23 protein-coding genes and 1 tRNA gene are annotated in these 25,632 nt (G+C 65.0%); 9 read left to right on the plus strand and 15 right to left on the minus strand.

Annotated elements, in window-relative coordinates; genetic code table 11:
- Positions 1 to 82: 82 nt before the first annotated feature.
- The 3 genes from H8M03_RS12865 to H8M03_RS12870 form a co-directional block, all read right to left on the minus strand.
- The gene (locus tag H8M03_RS12865; RefSeq protein WP_281400251.1) at positions 83 to 2,902 is read right to left on the minus strand and encodes a calcium-binding protein; all 2,820 of its coding nucleotides are present in this window, start codon (positions 2,900 to 2,902) and stop codon (positions 83 to 85) included.
- Positions 2,899 to 3,546, minus strand: a complete 648-nt coding sequence (locus tag H8M03_RS12695; protein ID WP_246449082.1) for a hypothetical protein — start codon at positions 3,544 to 3,546, stop codon at positions 2,899 to 2,901. Before H8M03_RS12695 ends, H8M03_RS12865 begins: the two co-directional genes overlap by 4 nt.
- Before the next feature lie 315 nt (positions 3,547 to 3,861).
- Positions 3,862 to 7,047: a calcium-binding protein gene (locus H8M03_RS12870; protein WP_187480453.1), complete on the minus strand. Its 3,186-nt coding sequence runs from the start codon at positions 7,045 to 7,047 to the stop codon at positions 3,862 to 3,864.
- Between the two features lie 379 nt (positions 7,048 to 7,426).
- Here H8M03_RS12870 and H8M03_RS03975 point away from each other — a divergent pair.
- Positions 7,427 to 7,503, plus strand: a tRNA-Arg gene (locus tag H8M03_RS03975).
- Between the two features lie 277 nt (positions 7,504 to 7,780).
- Here the strand turns inward: H8M03_RS03975 and H8M03_RS03980 are convergent.
- Positions 7,781 to 8,320 (minus strand): hypothetical protein, encoded by a 540-nt coding sequence (locus H8M03_RS03980; protein ID WP_187480454.1) that lies wholly within the window; start codon positions 8,318 to 8,320, stop codon positions 7,781 to 7,783.
- Between the two features lie 209 nt (positions 8,321 to 8,529).
- Here H8M03_RS03980 and H8M03_RS03985 point away from each other — a divergent pair, with 209 nt between their 5' ends.
- The 5 genes from H8M03_RS03985 to H8M03_RS04005 all read left to right on the plus strand — a co-directional run bounded on the left by H8M03_RS03985 (position 8,530) and on the right by H8M03_RS04005 (position 12,862).
- Positions 8,530 to 9,060 carry a helix-turn-helix domain-containing protein gene (locus H8M03_RS03985; RefSeq protein WP_187480455.1) on the plus strand — a complete coding sequence of 177 codons (531 nt, stop codon included), beginning with the start codon at positions 8,530 to 8,532 and terminating at the stop codon, positions 9,058 to 9,060.
- 51 nt (positions 9,061 to 9,111) lie between these two features.
- A complete protein-coding gene (locus H8M03_RS03990; protein ID WP_187480456.1) occupies positions 9,112 to 9,273 on the plus strand; it encodes a hypothetical protein in 162 nt (53 codons plus the stop codon).
- A gap of 306 nt (positions 9,274 to 9,579) precedes the next feature.
- Positions 9,580 to 9,936: a hypothetical protein gene (locus H8M03_RS03995; protein ID WP_187480457.1), complete on the plus strand. Its 357-nt coding sequence runs from the start codon at positions 9,580 to 9,582 to the stop codon at positions 9,934 to 9,936.
- A gap of 70 nt (positions 9,937 to 10,006) precedes the next feature.
- Positions 10,007 to 11,080 (plus strand): AI-2E family transporter, encoded by a 1,074-nt coding sequence (locus H8M03_RS04000; RefSeq protein ID WP_187480458.1) that lies wholly within the window; start codon positions 10,007 to 10,009, stop codon positions 11,078 to 11,080.
- Between the two features lie 51 nt (positions 11,081 to 11,131).
- Entirely contained in the window at positions 11,132 to 12,862 is a 1,731-nt protein-coding gene (locus tag H8M03_RS04005; RefSeq protein WP_187480459.1) for a cytochrome c biogenesis protein DipZ, read from the plus strand.
- On the opposite strand, the gene H8M03_RS04010 is transcribed toward H8M03_RS04005, so the two are convergent.
- The 10 genes from H8M03_RS04010 to paaI are packed head-to-tail and all read right to left on the minus strand — an operon-like array spanning position 12,849 to position 22,518.
- Positions 12,849 to 13,928, minus strand: a complete 1,080-nt coding sequence (locus H8M03_RS04010; RefSeq protein WP_187480460.1) for an AI-2E family transporter — start codon at positions 13,926 to 13,928, stop codon at positions 12,849 to 12,851. The genes H8M03_RS04005 and H8M03_RS04010 overlap by 14 nt on opposite strands.
- 22 nt (positions 13,929 to 13,950) lie before the next feature.
- On the minus strand, positions 13,951 to 15,129 hold the full coding sequence (locus H8M03_RS04015; RefSeq protein WP_187480461.1) for a dihydrolipoamide acetyltransferase family protein: 1,179 nt from the start codon (positions 15,127 to 15,129) through the stop codon (positions 13,951 to 13,953).
- A 1-nt stretch (position 15,130) separates the two neighbouring features.
- A complete protein-coding gene (locus tag H8M03_RS04020; RefSeq protein ID WP_187480462.1) occupies positions 15,131 to 17,176 on the minus strand; it encodes an alpha-ketoacid dehydrogenase subunit alpha/beta in 2,046 nt (681 codons plus the stop codon).
- Entirely contained in the window at positions 17,169 to 18,368 is a 1,200-nt protein-coding gene (locus H8M03_RS04025) for an amino acid aminotransferase (RefSeq protein ID WP_187480463.1), read from the minus strand. Before H8M03_RS04025 ends, H8M03_RS04020 begins: the two co-directional genes overlap by 8 nt.
- 41 nt (positions 18,369 to 18,409) lie before the next feature.
- Positions 18,410 to 19,483, minus strand: coding sequence for a ferredoxin--NADP reductase (locus tag H8M03_RS04030; protein ID WP_187480464.1), 1,074 nt, complete (start codon positions 19,481 to 19,483; stop codon positions 18,410 to 18,412).
- Positions 19,484 to 19,498: 15 nt separating this feature from the next.
- Positions 19,499 to 20,320, minus strand: a complete 822-nt coding sequence (gene paaC / locus H8M03_RS04035) for a 1,2-phenylacetyl-CoA epoxidase subunit PaaC (protein ID WP_187480465.1) — start codon at positions 20,318 to 20,320, stop codon at positions 19,499 to 19,501.
- Complete coding sequence (gene paaB / locus H8M03_RS04040; protein ID WP_187480466.1) at positions 20,320 to 20,610, minus strand: 1,2-phenylacetyl-CoA epoxidase subunit PaaB; 291 nt, start codon at positions 20,608 to 20,610, stop codon at positions 20,320 to 20,322. Before paaB ends, paaC begins: the two co-directional genes overlap by 1 nt.
- Positions 20,607 to 21,587, minus strand: coding sequence for a 1,2-phenylacetyl-CoA epoxidase subunit PaaA (gene paaA, locus H8M03_RS04045; RefSeq protein WP_187480467.1), 981 nt, complete (start codon positions 21,585 to 21,587; stop codon positions 20,607 to 20,609). Before paaA ends, paaB begins: the two co-directional genes overlap by 4 nt.
- Before the next feature lie 31 nt (positions 21,588 to 21,618).
- Complete coding sequence (locus H8M03_RS04050; RefSeq protein WP_187480468.1) at positions 21,619 to 22,086, minus strand: GNAT family N-acetyltransferase; 468 nt, start codon at positions 22,084 to 22,086, stop codon at positions 21,619 to 21,621.
- The gene (paaI, locus tag H8M03_RS04055) at positions 22,087 to 22,518 is read right to left on the minus strand and encodes a hydroxyphenylacetyl-CoA thioesterase PaaI (protein ID WP_187480469.1); all 432 of its coding nucleotides are present in this window, start codon (positions 22,516 to 22,518) and stop codon (positions 22,087 to 22,089) included.
- 70 nt (positions 22,519 to 22,588) lie between these two features.
- On the opposite strand from paaI, the gene H8M03_RS04060 reads away from it, so the two are divergent.
- From H8M03_RS04060 to H8M03_RS04070, 3 genes are read left to right on the plus strand one after another with little or no spacing between them, the layout of a single operon-like run.
- Positions 22,589 to 22,807, plus strand: a complete 219-nt coding sequence (locus H8M03_RS04060) for a hypothetical protein (protein WP_187480470.1) — start codon at positions 22,589 to 22,591, stop codon at positions 22,805 to 22,807.
- Positions 22,808 to 22,818: 11 nt separating this feature from the next.
- Positions 22,819 to 23,598, plus strand: a complete 780-nt coding sequence (gene paaG, locus H8M03_RS04065; protein ID WP_187480471.1) for a 2-(1,2-epoxy-1,2-dihydrophenyl)acetyl-CoA isomerase PaaG — start codon at positions 22,819 to 22,821, stop codon at positions 23,596 to 23,598.
- Positions 23,595 to 24,383 carry a hypothetical protein gene (locus H8M03_RS04070; RefSeq protein WP_187480472.1) on the plus strand — a complete coding sequence of 263 codons (789 nt, stop codon included), beginning with the start codon at positions 23,595 to 23,597 and terminating at the stop codon, positions 24,381 to 24,383. The genes paaG and H8M03_RS04070 overlap by 4 nt, the downstream gene beginning before the upstream one ends.
- 109 nt (positions 24,384 to 24,492) lie before the next feature.
- On the opposite strand, the gene H8M03_RS04075 is transcribed toward H8M03_RS04070, so the two are convergent.
- Positions 24,493 to 25,632 carry an osmoprotectant NAGGN system M42 family peptidase gene (locus tag H8M03_RS04075; protein WP_187480473.1) on the minus strand — a complete coding sequence of 380 codons (1,140 nt, stop codon included), beginning with the start codon at positions 25,630 to 25,632 and terminating at the stop codon, positions 24,493 to 24,495.

The following is a 25,632-nucleotide window of genomic DNA, read 5'->3' on the forward strand; positions in this document are numbered from 1 at the left end:
TTTTACCCCGTAATTATCGGTACTTATAACCGATTATCACGGCGCTTTGGCTAGCCTTATCGAAGGTTATTACCTTCGATCTTCAGAGGAACAGATGGTCGGACGGCTCGCGATCGAACCACAGGCTAGCGGCATATTCCACCGGCGTGTCGGCCTGCGGCCCATGCAAGGCCTCGATCGCGGGAAGCTCTGCCGTCATTGGCGTGCCCGCTTCGGATGCGGGCGCGTTCATCGCCGTCGCGCTGGCTCCGTAAATGGTGATATCCGCGCTGGTCAGCGCAGTCCCGGCGGTCAAGCTGGCGACCCATTGTTGCGCGCCCGCGCCGTTGCCGTCGGCGTCGTAGAACAGCCGGCCGCTTGCCTGGTCGTAGATCAGGTAATCGTTGGCATCCGCCGCGCTGGTGCCGAAGCGCAGCATCGACGCATTGAGCTTGCCGTTGGCGTGGAAGGCGGTGAATACCGATCCGTCGAGCATCAGGAAATCGTCGACCACCGAAAAGTCGGTGATCACGTCGCGGCCCAGGAGCGAGTCGAGCCGGAACCGGTCGACGCCCGCACCGCCGGTCAGCGTGTCGCTGTTGGCGCCGCCGAAAATCTGGTCGTCGCCATCGCCGCCCGTGAGCACGTCATTGCCCGCATCGCCGTAGACGAGGTCGTTGCCGATGCCGCCGTCCGCGGTGTCGTTGCCGTTGCCCGCGACCAGCCGGTCGTCGCCCGCCCCGCCGTTGAGCGTGTCCCCGTCGTTGCCAGCGCGCAGATGGTCAGCGCCCTCGCCGCCGTTCAGCGTGTCGATGCCGTTACCGCCGAAAGCGAGATCGTCGCCGTCGTCACCGTTGAGCGTGTCGGTGCCGCCGCCGGCCGTGATCTCGTCATTACCGTCGCCGCCATTGAAGACGTTGTTGCCGCGCCCGTCGTACAGCCGGTCGTTGCCGAGCCCGCCGTTGAGCGTGTCGTCGTCGAACCCGCCGTCGAGGTTGTCGTCCCCGCCGCCGCCGTGGAGAGTGTCGTTGCCGGCGTCGCCGAGCAGGCGATCGTTGCCCATGCCGCCGTCGAGCACGTCGTTGCCCGCGCCGCCGCGCAGCACGTTGCCGCCATCGTCGCCGGTCAGCGTGTCGCCAAAGGCCGAACCACTCAGGTTTTCGATTTCCGTCAGGATGTCCTTTCCGTCACCAAGGGTCTCCTGGAAATCAACGGTGGCGAGGCTGACCGTAACCGCGCCGGCGGCTTGCGAATAATCGGCCGTGTCCACGCCGTCGCCGCCCTGCAGGCGGTCATCGCCCGCGCCGCCGCGCAGCGTGTCGTTGCCGCCATTGCCCTTCAGCCAATCGTTGGACCCCAGACCTGACAACAGATTCGCGACCGCGTCGCCGAACAGGAAGTCGGCTTGCGACGAGCCTTCGACATCCTCGACGGAGGAGAAGATGTCGGTGCCGGCACCGTTGGTAAAGGACCCGGCCGGCTGGCTGAGGTCCACCTGAATTCCGATCGTCGCATCGGCGTACGTCACCAAGTCGCGGCCGGCGCCGCCGTCGATCCGGTCGTCGCCCAATCCGCCGTTGAGAACGTCGTTACCGGCTCCGCCAAACAACTGGTCGTTGTCCATACCGCCGGACAGGATGTCATCGCCGGCCTCGCCGAACACGCGATCATTCCCCCAGTCACCGATGAGCGTGTCGGCGCCGGCCCCGCCCGTGATCACATCGGAGTCCATGCCCCCATTCACCAGGTCGTCGCCGTCCCCAGCCGCGATTACATCGTCGCCGTTGCCGCCCTTGATGTCATTGGCGGCGGCGTTGCCGGTCAGCACGTCGCCGTAGAAGGTACCAATGATCGATTCAATTGAGATGAGGGTGTCGACCCCCTGCCCGGTGTTCTGCGCGCCCGAGTTGCTCAGGTCGATGTAGACGCTCGACCCTGCCAATCCGTAATCCGCGAGGTCGATTCCCTCACCGCCGTCGAGCAGGTCGTTTCCGGCTCCGCCTTGAAGGCTGTCGTCGCCGGACCCGCCGGCGAGCGCGTCGTCGCCCGTGCCGCCTTCAAGGAAATCGTCGGCGCTGCCGCCAGTGAGGCTATCATTGCCGCCATCCCCGTAGAGATAGTCGGCGCCGGCGCCAGAGCCGCCGACGATGACATCGTTGCCGTCACGACCGGTTATGACATTGGCCGATCCATTGCCGGACAGCGTGTCGTTGAAGGCCGAGCCTTCGATATTTTCGAAGCCGGTAATCTGGGTGCTGCCGATGCCGGTGTCTTGAGGGCCGGTGACGCTGAGGTCCACGGTTACGCCCGCGCCCGCCTGGCCAAAGTCGAGGAGGTCGGTGCCTTGTCCACCGTCAAGCGTATCGTCGCCGCCAACCACCTTTATGCTGTCGTTTCCATCGCCTGTGCTGATGACGTTGGACCCGGCCACATCGGTGACGTAATCGTCACCCGTCGTGCCGATGTAGTTTTCGAAGCCGTCGGTCAGCGCGAACGCGGATGACCCGCTGACTTGTCCGGTACCGAATTCGAAAAAGGTGAAGCCCTCGCCCGCGACTTGAGAAAGGTCGAGCGTGTCGATCCCCTCGCCGCCATGCACGACATCATTGTAGCCGGTCACGACGACGGTATCGTTGCCGCCCAGCGCGGAGATCTCGTTCTGGTTGCCGTCGCCTCGCAGCACATCGTCGAACTGCGATCCCGTGAGATCGTCGACCCCGATGAGCGTGTCGGTGCCGGCACCGAGCGTGTCCTGCGGACCGCCCAGTTCCATGTTTACGCTGACGCCCGAAGTCGCGTCGGCGTACGTAACCCGGTCGCGGCCGGTGCCGCCGTCGATGACGTCGTTGCCCGACCCGCCGCTGAGCACATCCGCACCCGGGCCGCCATAGATGCTGTCGTTGCCAGCCCCGCCGGAAATCACATCGTCGCCGACATCGCCGTGAAGATTGTCGTCGCCGCCGCTGGCCGCAGCCGCCGCGTGACCCGTGACGGAAATATTGGCAACGAAGGTCTGCGCGGCCGCGAAAGTCTCGAAATATTCCGAAAACTGGATCGTGTACGTCTGGGCCGAACCGGTGGTGTTGGTGAACTGCAGGAAGCTGTCGTAATTGTCCCTGGAGCCTCGTCGCCGTTGACGCTGGTCCGCCCGCCATCGTCGTTATCCGCGACGAACACGCCGGCCGAATCGAACAGGCGAAGAGCGACGTCCACGTCGACACCGATCGGCGACAGATTACCGAAGTCAATGTCGATGGTGACTGTCTCGCCGGCACCGACCATGACCGACGCATAATAATAATCAGCGCCGTCAGCCTGGATATAGAGGCTGGTGTGCGGCGTGGCGGCATTCCCGAACAACGGGTTTTCCAGCACCGACCAGTACGCTGCATCGTCGATGTTGAATGGCGCTAGCTGCGACGTCGATACGCCGGTCGGGAAGGGAGCGAGGCTGTCGCCGATGATCAGGTCGTCGCCTTCGCCGCCCGATACGCTGTCGCTGCCAGTCGTCAGGACGATGAAATCGTCACCGGCGGTCGGAGCGTTCCTGTACAATTGCGTTGGCATGAAAAAATCCCCTCCCCGGTTAGCTTAGGCGGACGGCGCTGGCTAAGCGGTTGCGGCCCGTGCCGGGCATGATGCCGGCCAGGTCGATGCGTTCTGAAAATCGGGCATTGCGGAACGGCACGGCCTGCCTTCCGCCCTCAGTGTTCCGCCGCGATACGCTGCACGCATTACCCAAACCCCACTCACGCACGACGCGCGCCCCGGATCCGTGCAGCACAAGTCCCCGCCACCACGAATCACGCGGCGCTTTTACGTTATTATTCTAATGACTTAAAGCCGGTTTTTTGATCTTTGGCCTGGCGCGAAAACGATGGTCTAGAGCAGCAGATAGTCGAGCGGCTCCTGGTCGAACCACGGCGTGCGCACCGGCTCGGCCGCCGTGATTTCATGCCGGGCATTCAGCGGTTCGATCACCGGCAGCTCCATCGCCACGGGCCCCGGCGCAGACGCGGGCGCCATCGCGGTCGACGCCGTGGCGCCGTAGATGACAATGTCCGCGCTGGTCAGCGCCGTGCCGACTGTGACCGTCGCGATCAACTGCTGCGCGCCTGCCCCGTTGGCGTCGGCGTCGTAGAAGATGCGGCCGGTCGCCTGGTCGTAGATCAGATAGTCGTTGGCATCCGCGGCGCTGCCGCCCAGCCGCAGCATCGAGGCGTTGAGCGTGCCGTTGGCGGTGAAAGCGGTAAAGGTCGCGGCGTCGAGCATCAGGAAATCGTCGACTACGGAAAAATCGGTGATCGTGTCGCGGCCAATCAGGGAGTCGAGGCGGAAGCGGTCGACGCCGGTCCCACCCGTCAGCGTGTCGCTGTTCTCGCCGCCGTACAGCTGGTCGGCGCCGTCGCTGCCGTTCAGCGTATCGTTGCCGGCATCGCCGTACAGCAGGTCGTTGCCGGTCCCGCCGTGCAGGCCGTCGTTGCCGTTGCCGGCCACCAGGCGGTCGTTGTCCGCCTGCCCGTTTAGCGTGTCGTCGTCGTTGCCGGCGCGCAGGTGGTCGTCGCCGGCGCCGCCGTTGAGCGTGTCGATGCCGTTGCCGCCGAAGGCAAGATCGTTGCCGTCGTCGCCGTTGAGGAGATCTTCGCCGCCGCCAGCGGTCAGCTCGTCATCGCCGTCGCCGCCGTTCAGCGTGTTGTTGCCGCGACCGTCGGAGATCCGGTCGTTGCCCGCGCCGCCGTTCATGGTGTCGTTGTCGAAGCCGCCGTCGAGGACATCGTCGCCGCCACCCCCGTTCAACGTGTCGATGCCCGCTTCGCCGTACAGCCGGTCGTTGCCAAGCCCGCCCGACAGGGAATCGGCACCGGTGTCGCCATAAAGGTAGTTGATGGCGTCATCGCCGATCAGCGCGTCGTCATGCGACGATCCGCGCAGGTTTTCGATGCCTGAAAGCGTGTCCAGCGTCGTAATGTTGACGGTCTGCTGCTCGCTTATCGCCAGGCTTACGCTGACCCCGACCTCAGCGCCTGCATAAGATGCCGTATCGCGTCCGTCGCCGCCGAACAGCAAATTGACGCCGATACCGCCTACAAGCACGTCGTCGCCGGCCGCACCCATGAGAGTATCGTTGCCAGCTCCACCATTTAGCTCATTGTTGGCGCTGCTTCCGACTAGCTCGTCATTATATGCGGACCCTTGCACGTCCTCGATCGACGTGAGCCGGTCGTAGCCGTCGCTAAACGTATACTGATAGTCCGTCTCGGACAGATCGATGTAAATGTCACCGGTGGCGGCGCTATAGTCAGCTCGGTCACGTCCCGTGCCGCCGTCAAGAGTGTCGGTCCCGGCCAGCCCGCGAAGGGTATCGTTGTCCGCACCGCCGTAGAGCCGGTCGGCGCCTGCATCACCCGAGAGGATATCGTCCCCATCGTCGCCGTAGAGGGTATCATTCTCGATCCCGCCGGAAATGATGTCGGCATCGGCACCGCCAAACAATGTGTCGGTTCCCGCCTCCCCGTAGAGGATGTCCGCGCCAGAGCCACCGAGAAGAACATCGCTCCCGTCATTGGCGTAGACGATATCGTTCTGATCGCCGCCGTCGACGAAATCATTGCCCAGATAGGCGTAAATGATGTCGTTGCCGCCTCCGCCCAACACCTGATCGTCGCCGATCGCGCCATCGAGGACATTATTCTGATCGTCGCCGATCAGCGTATCGTTGTTGAACGTGCCAGTGATGTCTTCGAAGTCGCTGAGCGTGTCGACCCCGCCTCCGCCGGTGTCTTGCGCACCGGAGCGGTTCAGGTCCACGGTCACCCCATCCATCAGGCCGGCATAGGAAACCGTGTCATTGCCTTCACCGCCATCGAGGATGTCGTCGCCCAGTCCGCCCCTGATCGTGTCCGAACCGTCCTCGCCTCTGAGGACATTGTCTGTCGAAGTGCCCTCGATCGTATCGTTGTAATTCGAGCCGATGATATTCTCGATGGAAGAGAGTGTATCGGAGCCGGCGCCTCCGGTGACGTTACCGCCAACCATGCTGATGGAGGCGGTCGCCGACCGGTAGTCCACCGTATCGATACCATAGCCTCCATTAAGCGCGTCGTTACCCAGCCCGCCAATCAGGACGTCATCGCCGCCCGAGCCGAAAAGCGTATTGTTCGAATCGTTTCCGACAAGTCGGTCACCGAATGCGGATCCGCTGACCTGCTCGATCGCGATCAGCGTGTCCGTGCCGGCGCCCTCGGTATTCTGTCCGGACGTGATCCTGAGATCGACGTCGACGGCCGACGACGCGTCGGCATAGGACACCCGGTCTTCGCCTTCGCCTCCATCGAGGATATCGGTCCCCGTCCCCCCGATCAGGACGTCATTACCATCGTCGCCATAGAGCGAGTCGTCGCCCCATTGCCCGGCAATCGTGTCGTTACCGAGACCGCCATGAAGGAGATCGTTACCGCCTCCATCGCCCGAGCTTGGATGCCCGGTGACCGAGATGTTGGCGACGAAAGTTTCCCCTCCCTCGAATATCTGGTCCCCATATTCGGAAAAGCGGATCGTAAAGACTTCCTCTGAGGCGCTCTCGTTGGTGAAGGTCACGAACGAGTCCACGCCGGAATTGCTGCCTTCGTCGCCGAGGTCGAAAGTCCCGTTTCCATCGTCGCTCGACGCGACCAAGGTGCCGGATGAATTATAGATAGTAACGACAACGTCGGTGTCCGTGCCAATCAGCTGGTTCGATCCGAAATCGATATCGACCGTGATGGTCTGGCCCGCGCCGATGGTGACGGAGCTGTAATGGGTCTGGCCTGCGTCAGCGATGATGTAGAGGCTGGTGTGGGGGATCGCCGCATCGTTGAAGAACGGATTCTCCATCGTCGTCCACGCCAGATAATTGTCGGTATTCTGTGGCGAAGCGGACGAATTGGTCGTGCCGGTCGCGAAGGGCGTGAAGCTGTCGGCGAGGATGAAGTCGTCGCCTTCAAGACCGTCGGCAACCTGGCTTCCGGTGTATTGGATTAGGAAGTCATCGCCCGCGGTGGCGGTAGTTCTGTACAAGATCGTCGGCACGGCGTGTCCCCCCGGTCAGATTATCCGCTCGCCATCGCCACGCGGCACGACGATAGCGTGCGCCTGGCCAGACGCGTAACGGATTGGATTTTCTGGATGTGCGGGGGCGCCGCCGTGCGGGTGTCGGCCGCTGCCTGCAATGTGTACGACCCGATTGCCATACCGCTTTCCCCCGGACGCAAGTGCGCGTCCCAACCCGGTGCCAGTTCAGCGAACGGCCCCGAGTCGCCGCAAGGTTCTACGCGAGCAAGGAAATTCCGTGGAGTCGGATTCGTCGCGGCCTGTCCCGGCCGTCCCGGAACGGGGCAGGCGCGTCGGCGGGCCGCCAGCCGCGATCGTGCTTGCCCGTCACTGGCGCGACCGCTAAGCCGCGCGCCACGCACCCATAGCTCAGCTGGATAGAGCGCTGCCCTCCGAAGGCAGAGGCCAGAGGTTCGAATCCTCTTGGGTGCGCCAGTTTCTTTTGCAGGTTCTTGCTAGAGCAGGCGACGAACAAGCCGCGACCCTTCGTACAAATCCCGTACAGCGCAACGGGAACGCGCCCGCAGGGCTGAGACCTTAGGCTAGGTTCACGTGTGGCCGGGTGGCGGAGCCATGCGCCCCACCAGCCTAACAAGCTGCAGCATCGGCAGTTGGTGGCCTTGCGCAGTTGGAAATTGCCCGCCAAATCGCACTGACCAGCGTGCCGGAACAGGGCGGGCGCTTGTCCTCGGCGCCCACCCGCATTCTCAGTTCAGAATGCCCGGCCAACGACGATCGCGGCCCCTTGCAACCCGATGCTAATTTGTGCCGCCCGCAAGGCCGTTTTCGGATCACGCTTGTTGAGGTGATTAAACACGAGATAGTGAAGTATGCTTCCGCCAACCTTCGCGGCGACCAGCGTGCTGGTCTTCGGATGCTTGCCGAAGATCGGGTTCTTCTCCTCGCATTCGTTGTCGTCGAGACACTGGACCGTCAGCGCCAGGTCGATTGCGCTGAGCGCCAGATATCCCATCTCCCATTTCAACGCCTCCTTCTGCGCTACCCGCCACTGGTTGGCAGCAGGAGCAGCCTGCGTATCCGCGGCGACGGCCGCAGGAGCGGTCGTTGCATAGGTGCCGCCATTCTGCTCGGCGCCGGCGAGAGAATAAGAGAATGGCAACAGACGACCTGTCGAGACAGCAGTGGAAGTTTTCGGATCCGGAGACGAGCTTGCAGTCTTGGCGGCCGCCACCGATGGCACCGAACCAAGCGCAAGTGTAGCTGAACCAACCGCTAAATATAGAGAACGCATCGTTTTTCTCCCCATTGAAAAGCCGGGGGAACCTTGCCTGCGTCACTGGACGATTGCGCGCTCAACCGCTCTCAATTTGGAAGCAACTCCAACAACTTGAGCCAGGTCGGATCATTCCAAATCGGAACTGGATGTTCTTGCGGAGTCGGTAATCCGCCTTTAGCGAGACCGACTGCTCGGTATTTTGCAATTCAAAGGTGGGTCCGAGCGTGGTCAAACATACGAAGTTGGCAATTCCGCAGATCGTCGCAGAGGATGCGCGTCTGGGGCCCGACCCGGTCCGCCTCAGTGTCGAGCTGCGACTGCACGTCGACGATGCCGACCTCGCAGCGGCCACCCCAGCCCAGCGTAAGCGCCGGAAAAAGCCAAGCCGGGCCGAACTCGTCGAGCTGGCCGGCAAGATCTATGATGCCCGACGCCTGCGCGACAAGCTGATCTCCGATGAGATCTTCGGGGAACCGGCATGGGACATTTTGCTGGCCTGCTATTGCTTGCCGGCGCGCGGCGAAATCCTGACCGTCACATCGCTCAGCCTGGTGTCGGCCGTCCCGCAATCTACCGGATTCCGGTGGCAGCAGACCCTAACCGAAAGGGGATACCTGGAGCGCGGGAGCAAGGGCGCTGACCAGCGCATCGTGCCCATCCAGTTAACGGAAGTTGGCAGGGAGCTGATTGAGGGGTACTTAACTAGGCTCCTCAAGTGCGCCGAACCCGTGCTCAATTGCGCAATCGATCTCTAAGGCAGTCATGCGAGCGGGTCGCATCAGTCCAGCGTTCCCGGAGTATGCGGCATGGCCGAAGAGAGCGGCAAGAATGAGAAGGCGGCGCTGTATCGCGCGCTGCAGATGGTCACCAACGCGATGGACTTCATCGACGGCGAGTGTGACGTCCCCGAAGCTGCGGTACATCTCGATCTGGCCAGGCACGAACTCACGAAGGCCCTGAGCGATTAGCTTGCCGAGGGGGCACCCTTCTACGGGGCGCAAATGCTCCTTCCCGTCCCTTTCGCGCGCCTCAAAACCTGCCTCGGGCCGGGCGCACTGACACTCAGTCTCGAACAGCTCCGCGTATCCGGCGTGCCGATGACCTTACACCACGCCCCGCAATCTTAGAAGTCAGCGGGAGCCCGTATCGCGCCCGAGCGTGGCTAGCCGACGACGTGCGCCCCGCCATATCGGCCGCGCCAGCCGCGCGTCACGCCAATTTGGCTCTATCTGGCCTCTGCATTCCGCGCTCGGCCGCTTAATGTTCGCCGGCGGATGATCGACAAGCGCACCAGGCTGGCCAGGGAACGGGTCGCAACCTTCGTCACCAGCTACGCGCACGTGCATGCGCGGCGAGAAATCGTCCCCGGCCTGCGGCGCGACGACCTGGACGTGCTCGCTGCTTTTTCATGGCAACCCAGCGCCGAAGAGGTGGAGCGAACCGCCCGCGCCATTCATGACGCACGGCCCCGGGAGGAACGGCTGGCGATGACGGCGTGGGAGCATGAAGACCCGGCGACGAGGTCGCGTTACCGGCTGTCGGCGCCGCGCTGCAGGCCATGTTGCCGTAAGGCCTTCCGTGTAGCCGTGCCCGACCTCCGTTATGAGAGGCATGGGCTTGGACAGGCCTAGCTGGTTTTCCCGCTCTTCCCGCCCGCCCGGCCTTGCTATAGGCGGCATTCGTCAGCGGAAGGGTGCGGGAATGGCGAAGCGGTCGGGCGACGTGGCGATGGTGGTGACCGGCACCGCGGCCGGCATCGCGCTGCTCTATTTCCTCCGCCCGATCCTGATCCCGCTGATCCTGGCGCTGGTGCTGGCCGTACTCGTCAGCGCGGTCGAACGATTCATCCGCAACCGGTCGGACAATGCGCCGCGATGGGCGCCGCCGCTGGTCGCCGGGCTGCTGGTCCTGTTCGGCGCGGTCGTCGCGTCGATGGTCATCGCGCAAGGCACGGCGCAGATCGTCACCCAGGCGCCGGCGTTGATCGGACGCATCGACACGATCGTCCACGATCTTAGCCGGGGCGCCGGGATCGAGCGCGAAATCAGCATCGCCACCCTCGTCGGCAGCATCAACATCCCGCAGCTCGCCGGGCAACTTGCCGGCAGCGTCAGCAACCTCGTGTCATCGCTGCTGCTGATGCTGACCTATTTCCTGTTCATCATCGCGGGCCGCGCCAAGACCCGGAAGAAATTCGCCCATCTGTCCGAACTGCCCAGCAGCAGCGGCCGGATCGAGGCGGCGGCGGGCCGCGTCGCCGACGATATCGAGACCTACATCTGGGTGCAGACCGTCACCGGTCTGATGATTTGCGTGCCGGCGGCGATCGCGATGTTCGCCATCGGCCTCGACAACACGCTGTTCTGGACGGTGATCCTGTTCCTTTTGTCCTTCATCCCGATCCTCGGCGTGACCGTCGGGTCGGTCGTCCCGGCCCTCTTCGCGCTGCTGCAATACACGACCTGGTGGCAGGCGGCGTTCGTGTTCGGCGCGATCCAGGTCGCCGCGTTCGTCGTCGGCAACCTCATCTATCCGCGGATGCAGGCCAAGACGCAGAACATCGATCCCATCGCGACCCTCCTGTCGCTGGCATTCTGGGGCTGGCTGTGGGGACTGGCGGGCGCATTTCTGGCGGTGCCGATGACGCTGATCGTGATGTTCGCCTGCGCGCACTTTCCGAATGCCCGCTGGGTCGCGGTACTGCTGTCCAATGACGGCCGCGTCGCGGTGCCGGGGGAAAAGCCGGAAGCGATTGCCGAAAAGGGCGAACGCTAAGGCCGCGTTCATTCCGCCGCTGCCACGGCCACCGGCAATGGATATCCTCCCGTGCTGATCGCCCTCCTCGCCTATCTAGGCGGCGTCCTGACCATCCTCAGTCCGTGCATCCTGCCCGTGCTGCCGTTCGTGTTCGCGCGGTCGGACCAGCCGTTCGTGCGCAGCGGGCTGCCGTTGCTCGCGGGCATGGCCCTGACCTTTGCCTTGGTCGCCACCCTCGCGGCCGTCGGGGGCGGCTGGGCGGTGCAGGCCAATGTGATCGGCCGCTGGCTGGCGCTCGGCCTGCTCGCTCTGTTCGGGCTGGCGCTGATCTTTCCGGCGTTGTCCGACCGGATGACCCGTCCGCTGGTGGCCTGGGGTTCGCGTCTGACGGAAACCACCGGCAACAAGCGCGGTATCGGGTCTTCGCTGCTGCTTGGCGTCGCCACCGGCCTACTGTGGGCCCCGTGCGCCGGTCCGATCCTCGGCATCATCTTCACCACCGCGGCGCTGCAAGGGGCAAGCACCAACACCACCCTGCTTCTGCTGGCCTATGCGCTGGGCGCGGCGACGTCGCTGGCCATTGCCTTGCTTGCCGGCGGCAAGATTTTCGCGCGGATGAAGAAATCGATGGGCGCTGGCGAAACCATCAAGAAGGTGCTTGGCGTCGCCGTGCTGGTCGGAGTCGCCGCGATCGCCGCCGGGCTCGACACGCGCGTGCTCGCCAACCTGTCGACGGCGCAGACCGCCGGCGTGGAAAGCAGCCTCGCCCGCCTCCTCGGCGTCAGCGACAAGGTCCAGTCGACGGAGCTCGAGACGCGCAACGGTATGCTTGTGCTGCCGGTCGAAGGTCAGTTGCCGCCGCTCGACGGAACCGGGCCATGGATCAATTCCCCGCCGCTCACGCGCGAGCAACTGAAGGGCAAGGTCGTGATCATCGACTTCTGGACCTACAGCTGCATCAACTGCATCCGCTCCATCCCCTACGTCCGCGCCTGGTACGACCGCTACAAGGACGACGGGCTGGTGGTGATCGGCGTGCACGCGCCGGAATTCGCGTTCGAACGCGACCTCGCAAACGTGCAAAAGGCGGTCACCGACCTCGGCATCCGTTATCCGGTCGCGCTGGACAACAAATATGCCCTGTGGCGCGCAATGGAGAACAATCATTGGCCGGCCCACTATTTCATCGATGCCCAGGGGCGCGTCCGCTATCACCATTTCGGCGAAGGCAAGTATGAAGAGTCAGAGCGGGTCATCCGCCAGCTGCTGACCGAGGCCGGGCGCCCGCCGTCGCCGCGCATGGCCGGCGCGGAGGCCGCACGGCCGGACGAAATTGGCGCCGATTTCAGTCGGATCAGGTCGCCCGAAACCTATCTCGGCTATGGCCGCGCCGACCGGTTCACGTCCGGTCCCTTCGCCAACAACCAGCCGCGCGACTATGCGCTGGCGCCGCACTTCAAGCTTAACGACTGGGGCCTTTCGGGCCGATGGCGGGTCGAACGTCAGGCAGCGACGTCGCTTTCGCCCGGTGCGTCGATCGCCATGCGCTTTTCCGCCCGCGACCTGCACCTTGTCCTGGGTCCCGGTGCGGCCGGCAAGCCGGTGCGGTTCCGGGTGACGATCGATGGCAAACCGCCCGGCCGCGACGCCGGCAGCGACATCGATGCGAACGGCATGGGCGTGGTCCGCGAAGAACGACTGTACCAGCTGATCCGGCACAAGGGCGCGATCGGGGAGCGAAACTTCCGCATCGAATTCCTTGACCCCGGCGTGCAGGCTTTCGCCTTCACTTTCGGCTAGCGGTCTGCTTCTTGGCTTCGACCTCGCCCGGGATCGGGGTCGCGGTGTCCAGCGCCTCGCGCACGTACAGCCGCTTGATCAGCACGTAGGTCACGACCGCCAGCGGCGCGGCGAAGAAGATGCCGATGGCCCCGAACAGCAGGCCGAAAGCGAGCAGGGAAAAGAGCAGTACGACCGGCGGCAGCTCGACCGCATATTGCTGAACCAGCGGCTGGATCAGATAGGCTTCGACGTGCTGCACGAGGATGTAGATCATGGCCGTCCAGAAGGCGAGCTCGGGACTGACGGCGAGCGCCAGCATAATCCCCGGGATCGCTGCCAGGATCGGACCCGCGAAGGGCACGAATTCGAACAGTCCGGCAAGCAGGCCGAGCACAAGCCAGGACTCGATGCCGAGTGCCCACAGGCCGAATGCGGTCAGGACGCCGACCAACACCATGGAGATCAGCTGCCCCTTGAGCCACAGCCGTAGCGCGGTTTCGGACTCGTCCATCGCTTCCGACACCAGGCTGCGCCGGGCCTTGGGCACCAGCTTGATCGTGCCGGTGCGGTAGAATTCGGGCTGCGCGGCAAGGAATATCCCGCCGAAGACAACCAGCAGGAAATTGGCCAGGCCGTTGCCGAACGCGCTCAGCCATCCGCCCAGGTAGGTCATGATCGATCCGCCGCCCTTCTGCAGGTCGTCCAGCCAACCCTGGAAGGGGCGATCGAAACCGAGTGTGCCGAACCATTGGTCGACCATGCCGATCGCCTTGGGCACCGCTTCGTTGAGCAGGTTCATCTGGGAAATGATGGTCGAGCCCATCAAGTAGGCCGCGCCGATCACCGTGCCGAACAGGACCACCACAGCCAGCAACACCGCGAACGGATCGGGCAGGTGCAGATATTTGCACGCGGGACCGGAGATCGCGCGGATGATGGCGCCGACTACGACCGCGCCGAACAGAAGCACCAGCACGAAGCGCAATTCCCACGCCAGGAAGACGCAGGCGCCAAGCGCCAGTGCGATCAGGACCTTGCGGACATAGTCTCCGGTATCGGAACCGCCACTCGGCTTACGCGCCATGCTAATCCCCCTGCAGCGGCGCTCAGGCCGCGGGCCAATTCTCCAGCAACTCGACGAAACGCGTCAGCCACGCATTGGTTTGATGACCGTCGACGACGCGGTGGTCGATGGTCAGGGTGACATAGGCCATGGGCCGGATCAGCATTGCGTCCAGCCCGCCGATCTCGCGCACCACGACGCGCTTTTCCAGCTTCCCGACGCCAAGGATCGCCGCCTGCCCCTGATGCAGGATGATCGGCGCGGCAAGCAGAGAGCCCGACACACCATGATTGGAGATGGTGAAGCTCCCGCCCGAAACGTCGCCGCCCGACAGCTTGCCGTCACGCGCACGCCGGGTAAGGTCGTCGAGCTTGTCCGCGACCTGCTCGAGCGACAGCGATCCCGCGTCCTTGACCACCGGGACGATCAGCCCCTTTTCACCCAGCGCGGTCCCGACACCGATGTCGATCGTCGGCGAAATGGCGATGCGGTCGGATTCCCAGCGGCCATTGATCGCCGGCGCGGCATCCATCGCCCCGGCCGCCGCCTTCACGATATAAGCGGTGTAGCTGAGCTTGCGGCCCTTGGCGGCCAACGCGGCCTTGTGCGCGGCGATGGCGGAGAAATCGGCTTCGAAGACGGCCGTGACGTGCGGCTGGTCGGCCACCGCCCGCGCCATGTTTTCCGCGATCTTCGAGCGCATCCGGTCGTGCGGAATATCCTGGGCGGAAAAGGCACGCGGCGGCGGCGCTTTCTGCCCGCCACTGGCAACGACACGGTCAACGTCTTCACGCGTCACGCGTCCGTTTCGGCCGGTGCCTTCAATCTGCGTTGGGTCGATATCATTCTGCAGGCAGGCTCGCCGCACCGATGGACTGAGGCGATTCTCGGCGCCGTTCGTGCTGAGCGAAGTCGAGGCGCGCTTCTCCGGCAGGGGCGTCTGACGCCCTTCGACTTCGTGCTTCGTACTCCGCTCAGGACGAGCGGAGGCGTCAGGATCGATCTTGCCAAGCAAATCGCCCGGCACCGCTTCGGCATCGGTGTCGAGCAGGATTTCCCTCAGCACACCGGCGGCCGGCGCAGGGACTTCCTGCGTGACCTTGTCGGTTTCCAGCTCAACCAGCGGATCGTTCTCGGCGACCGTATCACCGACCTGCTTGAGCCAGGAACGGACGACCGCCTTGGTACCTTCCTGCTCGTCGGGAACGCGGACTTCGATCATCCTAGAAGCCCACCAATCGGTCGATCTCGGCCTTGATGTCCGCGACCGACGGCACTGCCCATTCGAGCAATTTGGGATGATGCGGGCTGGGGATGTCCGGCATCGTCACCCGCGCCACCGGCGCATCGAGGTCGAGAAACGCTTCGTCGGCAACTACCGCCGCGATCTCCGCGCCGAAGCCGCCGGTCCGCAAATCCTCGTGCACGATCAGGCAGCGGCGCGTTCGGCGCACGCTGTCCAGCACCATCTCGCGGTCCCACGGCATCAGCGTGCGCAGGTCGATGACGTCGGCGTCGACACCATCCGCGGCCGCTTCGCAGCGCGGCACCATCGCGCCCCAGGTGACGATCGTGATCGCGTCGCCCGCGCGGGTCTTCTTCGCCCGGCCAAAGTCGAGCACGTAACCGTCGCCCGGCCACGGCCGCCGCGCCCAGCTGTCGTCGAGCATCGCGCGATGTTCGAAAAAGATCACCGGGTCGTTGCCGCGAAGGGCGCCGCGCAGCAGCCCGACCGCGTCCTCGGCATTGGACGGCACCGCCACCTTCCAGCCGGGATTGTGCACGAACTCGACCTCGTTGGTCATCGAATGCCACGGGTCGCCGCATTTGAAGAAACCGCCTGGAATGCGCAGCACCATCGGCGCGGCGAAGCGGTTGGCCGTGCGCCAGCGCATTGTCCCGCAATCGTGGATCTGCTCGGTGGCCGGCTCGGAATATTTGCGGAACTGGATTTCCGGCACCGGCATCAGCCCGGCCAGCGCCATGCCGATTGCGCGGCCGATGATCCCTTCCTCGTTCAGCGACGTGTCGAACACCCGCTCGCGCCCGTATTTGTCCTGCAGGCCGAGCGTGACGGCATGGACGCCGCCCTTGGGCCCGATGTCCTCGCCGAACAGTAGCACGCGGGGATTGGCGTCCAGCTCCTGGTCCAAAGTCTTGCGGATCGCGGTGACCATGTTGATCCGCTGCCCTTCCGGTTGCGGAACGTCCGTGGTGCCGTCCAGGCTCAGCCCGGCGCCACCACCCACCTGCTGGCGCTGGCCTTCGAAAAACACGTTGCTGGTCACGTTGGCCGGGTCGGACGTGCCCCGCGCCTCGGCCCGCGCCAGCGCAGCAGCGACTTCGCCAGCGACTTCGCGCTCGATCTGCTCCCAGTGGCTATCCGGCAGCCCCGATGCGGCGCGCAGCTTGGGCAGTGGGTCGCGGCGCCATTCGTCGGCAATCTCCTGTTCGGTCTTGTAGGCCTGCGTGTCCTGCGCGCTGTGCCCTTCTAGACGCGGTACGGTCAGGCGCAGCAAGACCGGCGACCGCTTCGTCCGCACATGACCGACCGCTTCGGCGATCAGCTTCTCCGCCTGCTCCGGCTCGGTGCCGTCGCCGTTGAAAATCGTCAGTCCGCGGAAGCTGGCGAGGTTCGCCGCGATGTCCTTGCCGGGCGTCTGATATTCCGACGGGACGGAGATGCCGTAGCCGTTATCCTCAATGTAGATTAGCAGCGGCAATTGTTGCGTCGTTGCAATCGTTAACGCGGACCAAAATCCGCCCGTGGCCGCGCTGGCATCACCACCCAGCACCAGCGCGATGGCGTCGTTCGGCCCATCGCCCAGCACGTCCTGCTTGTACTTGATCGCCTGCGCCCAACCGGCGGCGGGCGTATATTGCGCCCCCACCCCGCCGCACATCGGCAGCGCGTGCGCGCCGCCCGGGTTGGGATAGTTGAACACGACGCCGATATCGCGCCCGTCGGAATAGCCGCCGGCCAGGCCCATGCCCGATCCCAGCGCATCGGCCAGATCGACGCCGAGCGCCAGCAGCATCGGCCGCGACCGGTAATAGCCGCAGGCCGCGTCGCCATCCTTCAGCTGCATGCCCAGCAGCACCTGCGCCATGTCATGGCCGCGGGCCGAAAACTGATACAGCACCTTCTTTTGCGGGACGAGTTCCTGCTCCTCCAGCCGGTCCATCTCGCGGGACGTCAGGACAAGGCGGACGACCCGTTCCCAGTCGGCCACCGAGCCGGTAAATCGCGCCGCATCGGCTTCAGCCATGCATCACCTGGAGCACGGCCGCGGCGAAGCGGTCGACCTGGTCGTCGGACAGGCCGCAGATGTTGAACCGGCCGCTGTCCGCCATGTAGATCGCGTGGTCGGTGCGCAGCTTCACCACCTGATCGGGCGTCAGCGGCAGCATCGAGAACATGCCCTTCTGCCCGCCGATGTAAGCCAGTTCCGAATCCGCGGCGGCCAGGCGGTCGCGCAACGCCGCGATCCGTCCGCGCATCGTGTCGAGCTCCGCCCGCCAGTCGGCGGTCAGCGCCGCGTCGTCGAGAAGGATGCGGATCGCCGCTGCAGCGTGATCGGGCGGCATCGACCACATCTCGCGCGAAATCTGCAGCACATGGCCCATCGCGATGTCGGTCGAGGCCTTGTCCGGCGTCTTGAACCACAGCGTCCCGAGCCGGTCGCGATACACGCCGAAATTCTTGTCGCAGCTGTGCGCCGCGACCAGCGTGTCGGTGGCGTCGAGCAGGCGCCAGAATCCCGCCGCGTCCTCCTCCAGCCCGTCGCCCAGCCCCTGATACGCAAAGTCGACGAACGGAATGATCCCGCGATCCGCGACGATGCGCGCGACTTCCGCCCATTCGTCCGACGCGAGGTCGGCACCGGTCGGATTGTGGCAACAGCCGTGCAGCAAGGCGATGTCGCCGGCCCGCGCCGACTTCAGGGCCTCGGCCATCCGGTCGAAGCACAGCTTGCGGCTGGCGCGGTCGTAATGCGGATATTCGACGATCTCGAGCGTGGTGCCGCGAATGATCGGCACGTGATTGGGCCAGGTCGGCGTGCCGACGAACACCCGGGCGTCGGGATTGCCGGCCTCGAGCAATTTGAAACCAAGCGTCAGCGAGCCGCAACCGCCCGGCGTCTGCAGCCCCGCGATGCGCTCGTCCCCGTCATGCGCGCCCAGCACGATCGGGCGCAGCAACTGCGTGAAGCGGACGTCGCCGCGCCCGCCGAGGTAGGATTTGCTCGTCTGGTCTTGCCACAGCCGCTGTTCGGCCTGCTTGACCGATCGCAGGATCGGCGTGTTGCCGTCGCTGTCGCGATAGACGCCCACCCCGACGTCGATCTTTTCCGGCCGGGTGTCAGCTCGCGCAAGCTCGATCAGGGCGAGCAGCGAATCGCTTTTTACGGGTTCAAGATCGGCGAAGGTGCGCGCGGGCTTGGTCTCGGAATCCAGCATCCGTTCGGCTTAGCGGCAAACCCGCAACCGCGCAAAAGCCGTCAGGCGTCGTAATCGACCGCGACACCGTCCCCATCCGGGACCGACTGGCAGGTCAGGATATAGCTTTCCGCCACCTCTTCGTCAGTCAGCCCGTACCGCGCCGCCATCTCGACCTTGCCGGCGGTGACCTTCGCCCGGCAGGTCGCGCACACGCCGGCCTTGCAGGCGAAGGGCGCGGGCAGACCGGCCTCTCGCGCGCTGTCGAGGATGTTGCTTTCGGAAAACGGAACCTTGCGGGTGCGCCCGTCGAGCGTCACCGACATGACGATGCCCGCCGCCTTGCTCTGCAGCTCGGCCATCTGGCTGGCCAGCGCCGCGGTCGGGCGGTCGGCGGTGAAGCGTTCGATGTGAATTCTTGACCGCTCGACGCCGCGGTCGAGCAAGGCCGTTTCCGCTGCGTCCATCATCGGCCCGGGCCCGCAGATGAACCAGTCGCCGATCCGCGCCGGATCGCCGATCAGATGCTCGATCGCCTCGTCGACCCGTTCCCGGTTGAGCATCCCGTTGAACAGCTCGAAGTCGCCTTCCTCACCGTCGAGGAAGTGGAACACCTCGAACCGGTCGAGATAACGGTCCTTCAGCCGCGCCAGCTCTTCGAGGAAGATGATCGAGCTGCTGTCGCGATTGCCGTAAAGCAGGGTGAAGCGGCTGCCCGGCTCGGATTTTAGCAGCGTTCGTACGAGCGACATCACCGGGGTGATCCCCGATCCGCCCGCAATGCCGACGACGTGGCGACTGATGCCTTCCGCGAAATCGGTGGTGAAGCTGCCGTGCGGTGGCAGCACGTCCAGCGTATCGCCCGCTTTCAGCGTGTCGCCCACCCAGTTGGAAAACAGCCCGCCCCCGATGCGCTTGACCGTTACCATCCACTCGCCGCTGTCGGGCGACGTGCACAGCGAGTAGTTGCGCCGCACGTCTTCGCCGTCGATCGTCGCCTTCAGCGTCAGGTGCTGGCCCGCTTTGAAACGGAAGGCGTCGCGCAATTCGGGCGGGATGTCGAAGCGGATGGAATTGGCGTCAGCGGTCTCGGGGACGATCTGCGCCACACGCAGGGCATGGAAATGAGCGCTCACCGGCGGACGCTTAGTCTACCAGCGCGCGTCGGGGTAGGTGCGCTGCAGATACTGCATCGGCGCCAGGATATGCCCCAGATGCTCGCTATGGTGGCCTTCGCGACCGCCAAGGATCGGCCGCTGGTCGGCGGGCGCCGTCAGCGTCGCTTCGTCCAGCACGGCGGCGATCGCGGCGCGATATTCGTCCTCGAACGCGCGCGGGTCGGGCGCGAAGCCCGCGTCGATCGCCCGCTGCAGCGTTTCGTCGACCGAAAACAGCTCCGGGATGAAGCGCCAGCACCAGTCGAGCCCGGCCGCCATCCTCCGCGCGCTCTCCTCCGTTCCGTCGCCCAGCCGAATGGTCCATTCCCCGGACAGGTCTCGGTGATAGGCGACTTCCTTGACCGCCTTGGCCGCAAATTCGCGCAGGAAGGTGTCGCTGGACTCGACGAGCCGCTGGAACAGCATGTGTTGCCAGGTCGAATAGAGCAGTTGCCGCGCCATGGTTTGGGCGAAGTCGCCGTTGGGCTGCTCGACCAGGATGCAATTACGGAAATCCAGCACGTCGCGCTTGAACGCCAGCTCGTCGGCATCGCCTGCTTCGCCCAGCGCCAGCGTCGCCTGCCCGACCAGGTCGAGCGCGATGTTGGCGAGGCTGAGGTCGACTTCGAGCGCCGGTGCATGGCCGCACCATTCGCTCAGGCGCTGACCGAGGATCAGCGCGTCGTCGCCCAGACGCAGCAGATAGTCGCGGTACGGCTCGCGATGCTCGTCGGATCGGGGGTCGAAGGCCCCGTCGAGATGCTTGGTGTTCGCGGCCCGCTCGTCTTCGGGCCGGATCGGCGGCAGCGAGGGCATCAGATGTGCTTCACTTCGTCCGGTATCTCGTAGAACGTGGGATGCCGATAGATTTTGCTTTCCGCCGGCTCGAACATTTCTCCCGACTGGTCGGGGTCGCTAGCGATGATCTCGGAAGATTTGACCACCCACAAGCTCACCCCTTCCATCCGCCGCGTATAGGTGTCGCGGGCGTGGGCGAGCGCGAGCTCCGGGTCAGGAGCATGAACGCTGCCAACGTGGCGATGCGCCAGCCCGCCCTTGGACCGAACGAAAACTTCCCACAGCGGCCAGTCATGGCCCCCACTCACGCGGCCTTCCTCGCCTGCCGCTTCGCCTCGTAAGCATCGGCCGCCTCGCGCACCCAGGCACCGTCTTCCCACGCGTCGATGCGGGCCTTCATGCGCTCCTTGGCGACCGGGCCTTCGCCCTTCACCACCGCGTAGAACTCGTCCCAGTCGATCGCGCCGAAATCATAGCCGTCCTTGTCCGCGTTCCACTTGAGGTCGGGGTCGGGAACGGTGAGGCCGAGGAATTCCGCCTGCGGGACGCTGATGTCGACGAACTTCTGGCGCAATTCGTCATTGGTCTCGCGCTTGATCCGCCAGCGCATCGACTGGGCGGTGTTCGGCGAATTGTCGTCGGGCGGACCGAACATCATCAGCGACGGCCACCACCAGCGGTTGAGCGCGTCCTGCGCCATCCGCTTTTGCTCGGCCGTGCCGTTCGCCAGCGCGATCATGATTTCATAGCCCTGGCGCTGGTGGAAGCTTTCTTCCTTGCACACGCGAACCATCGCCCGGGCATAGGGGCCGTAGCTGGTGCGCTGCAGCGGCACCTGATTCATGATCGCCGCGCCGTCGACCAGCCAGCCGATCGCGCCAATGTCCGCCCAGGTCAGCGTCGGATAGTTGAAGATGGTGCTGTACTTGGCCTTCCCCGAATGGAGCGCCTCGACCATTTCCTCGCGGCTCGTGCCCAGCGTCTCCGCCGCGCAATAGAGGTAAAGGCCGTGCCCGCCTTCGTCCTGCACCTTGGCCAGCAGGATCGCCTTGCGCCGCAGCGACGGCGCGCGGCCGATCCAGTTGCCCTCGGGCAGCATGCCGACGATCTCGCTATGCGCGTGCTGGCTGATCTGCCGGGTCAGCGTTCGGCGATAGGCTTCGGGCATCCAGTCCTTGGGCTCGATGAATTCGTCGGCGGCAACGCGCGCCTCGAACGCCTCGACCAGCTTGGGGTCCTCGAGGGTCTCGATCCTGGCGGTCTTGCTCAATTCGGTGGTGTACATGGGTTCGATGTAGTCCTTGCGGTCCTAACGTTCAAACAGCGGAATCGGCTGCCCACGGTTTTGCCGCCGCCTCGCCCAGCCACTTGCGCATGAAGATGCGGACGTTGTCGCGGGGGGAATTGGGCAGCTCGCCAAACACATCATAGCCGCGCCGCGCGTAGAACGGCCGCGCCTGGTACGTGAAGGTCGTCAGCCACGCGCCGACGCAACCACGTTCGCTGGCAAGGCGCTCAGCCTCGTCCATCAGCTTCGTGCCAAGATCGTGGCCGCGCAACTCCTCCGGCACGACGAGGAATTCAACGAACATCCAGTCGTAGACGGTCTTGCCCCATAGCCCGCCGACGGTTGTCCCATCCGCATCCTTAAGCAACACGCACACCGGGTGCATGTCCGACGGGAAACCGCTGTCGCGATTGAAATCGGACAGCAAGGCAAGGATTGCGGCGCGGTCGCCGTCGCCCGGCGCATCGGGCACGACCACATCGGGCAGCGCCGACATCTAGGACTCCGCCGCGACGATCGCGCCGCCGATGGTGCGCGAATAGCCGGTGAATTCCGCGACCGCCCGTCCCTCCTCTGTCCGCACCGCGACCCGTGTCACGCCGCTACGCCCTTCCCGGGCCAGTTGCTCGGCTTCGGCGACCAGCACGTCGCCCGCCGCGGCGCTGCCGAGAAAGACGATCGACGCCTGCGCCGCGACCGTGCGGGCGTTACCGCCGTTGCAGACGTAGGCGAAAGCGGTGTCGGCCAGCGCGAAGATCATGCCGCCATGCGCGGTGCGGTGGCCGTTGAGCATGTCATCGCGCAGCTTCATCGATAGCCGGCAGTAACCGGCGCGAACCTCCTCGATGGCCACACCCCACGCCGGACCGGTGCCCTCATCCGCCAGCATCTGCCGTGCGACCGCCAGCGCCATCTCGTCCGCGTCCAAAAGCCGCCCTCCAAAACTTGCCACCCGTGCCGCCCCATGCAACCCATCGGGCCAGACATCGAGGGGACTTATGCAGCAGAACAGCCTCGGTCCAACAGTCGTCGCGCGGCTTGCGGTGGGCGTTGCGGACATCGACCATGCCGGCGCTTCCGAAAACCCGGACCTGTTCTGCCACCGGCTTTCGTCCGGCAAGCTCGAACGGTCGATCGAAGTCGTGCTCAAGCCGGGTGCGGACAAGGTCGCAAAGGTGCGGCTGGAGTTCCTTCCGTCAATGACCGTCGCCGACTAAGGCGCTTGCCCATGACCGAATCCGCGATCCAGTTCAAAACCGCCGGCGCAATCGCCCGCATCACGCTCAACCGCCCGGACCGGCTGAACAGCTTCACCGCGGCCATGCACGGCGAGTTGCACGACGCGCTCGCAAGTCTTGGCGATGCCCGGGTCGTCATTCTCACGGGCGCAGGCCGCGGCTTTTGCGCGGGGCAGGACCTCAACGACCGCGCCGTGGCGCCGGGAGAGGCGGTGGACCTGGGCGAGACGGTCGAGGCCAGCTGGAACCCGTTGATCGAGACGCTGACGACCATCCCGCAACCGGTGATCTGCGCGGTCAACGGAGTCGCTGCAGGCGCCGGAGCCAACGTCGCCCTGGCTTGCGACATCGTGATCGCGGCACGGTCGGCCAAGTTCATCCAGAGCTTCGCCGCGATCGGCCTCATCCCCGACAGCGGCGGCTCATGGGTTCTCCCGCGCCTGGTCGGCCAGGCCCGGGCGATGGGCATGGCGCTGACCGGCGAGCCGGTGGCGGCGGAAACCGCCGAGCAATGGGGGCTGATCTGGAAATGCGTCGACGACGACGCCTTGACCGACGAGGCGCAGCGCATCGCCGCGAAGCTGGCCGCCTTGCCGCCGCTCGGGCTGGCCGCGATCAAGTCGATCATCCGCACCACCTGGGGCCGGACCCTGCCGCAGGAATTGGAGCTTCAGCGCGACGAGATGCGCCGGCTCGGCTTCACCCAAGACTACCGCGAGGGTGTCGCCGCCTTCCTCGAAAAGCGCACGGCGACCTTTTCCGGCCGATGAGGCTCTTTCGCTCGGTCCGGCCGCTCGACGGGTGGCGCCGCTTCTTCGGCGAGGTGGGCATCATCATCCTCGGCGTGCTCGTCGCCCTCGGCCTTGGCGCGATCGCCACGGAAATCGGGTGGCGGCGCGAAGTGGCGACAAGCAGGGACGCACTCGCTTACGAAATCGGTACGGGTGTCGGCCAGGGACAATTGCACGTGGCGAAAGCCCCCTGCGTCGAGCGGCGGCTCGACGAGCTTGGCCGGATCGTAATGGATGCAGAGCGGACCGGTCGGCTGCCGCCGGTCGGGTCGATCGAATTGCCGGGCTGGCACACGTGGGACAGCGGCGTGTGGGAGAGCGCGGTTGCGGCACAGACCGCCAATCATTTCCCGCGCGACGAGGCTCAAGGGATCGTCGTCTTCTACGGCTTTGTCGACATCCTTCGCGAGAACGAAGAGCGCATTCTCGAACTCTGGACCCGCTTCTCCGCGCTTTCGGGGCCGGGGCGGCCCTTCACCAGTGCTGAAGCGCGGTCGCTTATGAATGACCTTTCGCTGGCGCGTCTGCTTTATCGCCAGTCCGCGCTCGCCGCTGTCCGGGCGGAACAGTCCGTCGACCTGTACGACCTCACATATGACCGGCCAACGGCCGCAAGCTATGTGGACCGCCCGCTCGCTATGTTCCCCGTTTGCAAGCCGATCCCGAAGGACGTGCCCGCGAGCTACGAGCAGGCCCCGTTCAAGAACATTGTCGAGCGCGCACGCGCCAATCCGCTGACCCTTCCTGAAGCCACAGCGCGCTGATCTGGCGGCGCTGACCGATTGCGCCATCGTCAAGCGCACACTCGGCACGCGGCCGCTGAAACGTGCGCGCGCAGAAGTGCGCTGGCCGGAACCCTCAAGGACTACTGCGCTAGATTTCCGGTTCGTCGCTGCTCGCCGGGGCGCGGTCGGTGGGCTGCGTGGTGAAGCCCTTGAGATCGGCCAGTTCTTCCGTGTCGCGGCGAATCTCGACCGGGCTTGCGGCATAAGCGCAGACCAGACCAGCGATCGATTCCAGCGCATTGAGGTGGATCCGCTCATAGCTGTGGCTGGCGTCGACGCCGAAGGTGATGAGCGCGGTGCGCACATCGGCCCCGCCGCCGACCGCGGAGGCACTGTCCGAACGGTAATAGCGGAAGACGTCGCGCTGATGAGGGATGTCGTTTTCCTCGCACAGGCGAATGAGCTTTCGGGTCAGGTGGTAATCGAACGGCCCGACCTCGTCGGCCATGCCGATGGTGACGCCCGTTTCCGCGCTGTTCTGGCCCTGAGCGGTGGTGCCGTTGTCGATCGACACCATCGCCACGACGTCTTCCAGCAGCACGGCGGATGCCCCCGACCCGACTTCCTCGGTGATGGTGAAGATGAAGTGGATGTCGACCGGCGTCTTCACGCCAGCATCCTTCATCGCCTTGATCGCGGCCAGCATCGACGCGCAGCCTGCCTTGTCGTCGAGATAGCGCGAGACGATGTAGCCGTTGTCGAGCATCTCCGTGCCGGGATCGAAGGCAACGCTGTCGCCGACGTTAACGCCCAGCGCCGCGACGCTGGCGCGGTCGCTGGCGTCGGCATCGATGCGCAGTTCGACATGTTTCCAGCCGACGCCTTGGACGTCGATTTCCTGGTTGAATGTGTGGCCTGACGCCTTGAGCGGAAGCACGGTGCCGCGAAATGTACCTTCGTCGGTAAACAGCGTGCAGCGCGTGGTTTCCGCGGCGCGTGCCGACCAGGTGCCGATCGGCACCAGTTCCAGCCGGCCGTTGTCCTTGATCCGCTTTACCGTCGCGCCGAGCGTATCGAGGTGGGCGACGATGGCCCGCGAGCCTTCGCTTTTAGCCCCCTTGTACAGCGCCAGGATCGCGCCGCGGCGGGTCGCCGATACCTCGAGCCCAAGCCGGTCGAGTTCCTTGCACACCACGCGTACGATCGCGTCGGTGTAGCCGCTAGGGCTCGGCACTTCGAGCAGGCGCCGCAGGACGTCCTTCAGATATTCGCTGTCGATGGTCGGCAC

The sequence above is a fragment of the Sphingomonas sabuli genome, assembly GCF_014352855.1.
In the GTDB taxonomy this organism is placed as follows: Bacteria; Pseudomonadota; Alphaproteobacteria; order Sphingomonadales; family Sphingomonadaceae; genus Sphingomicrobium; species Sphingomicrobium sabuli.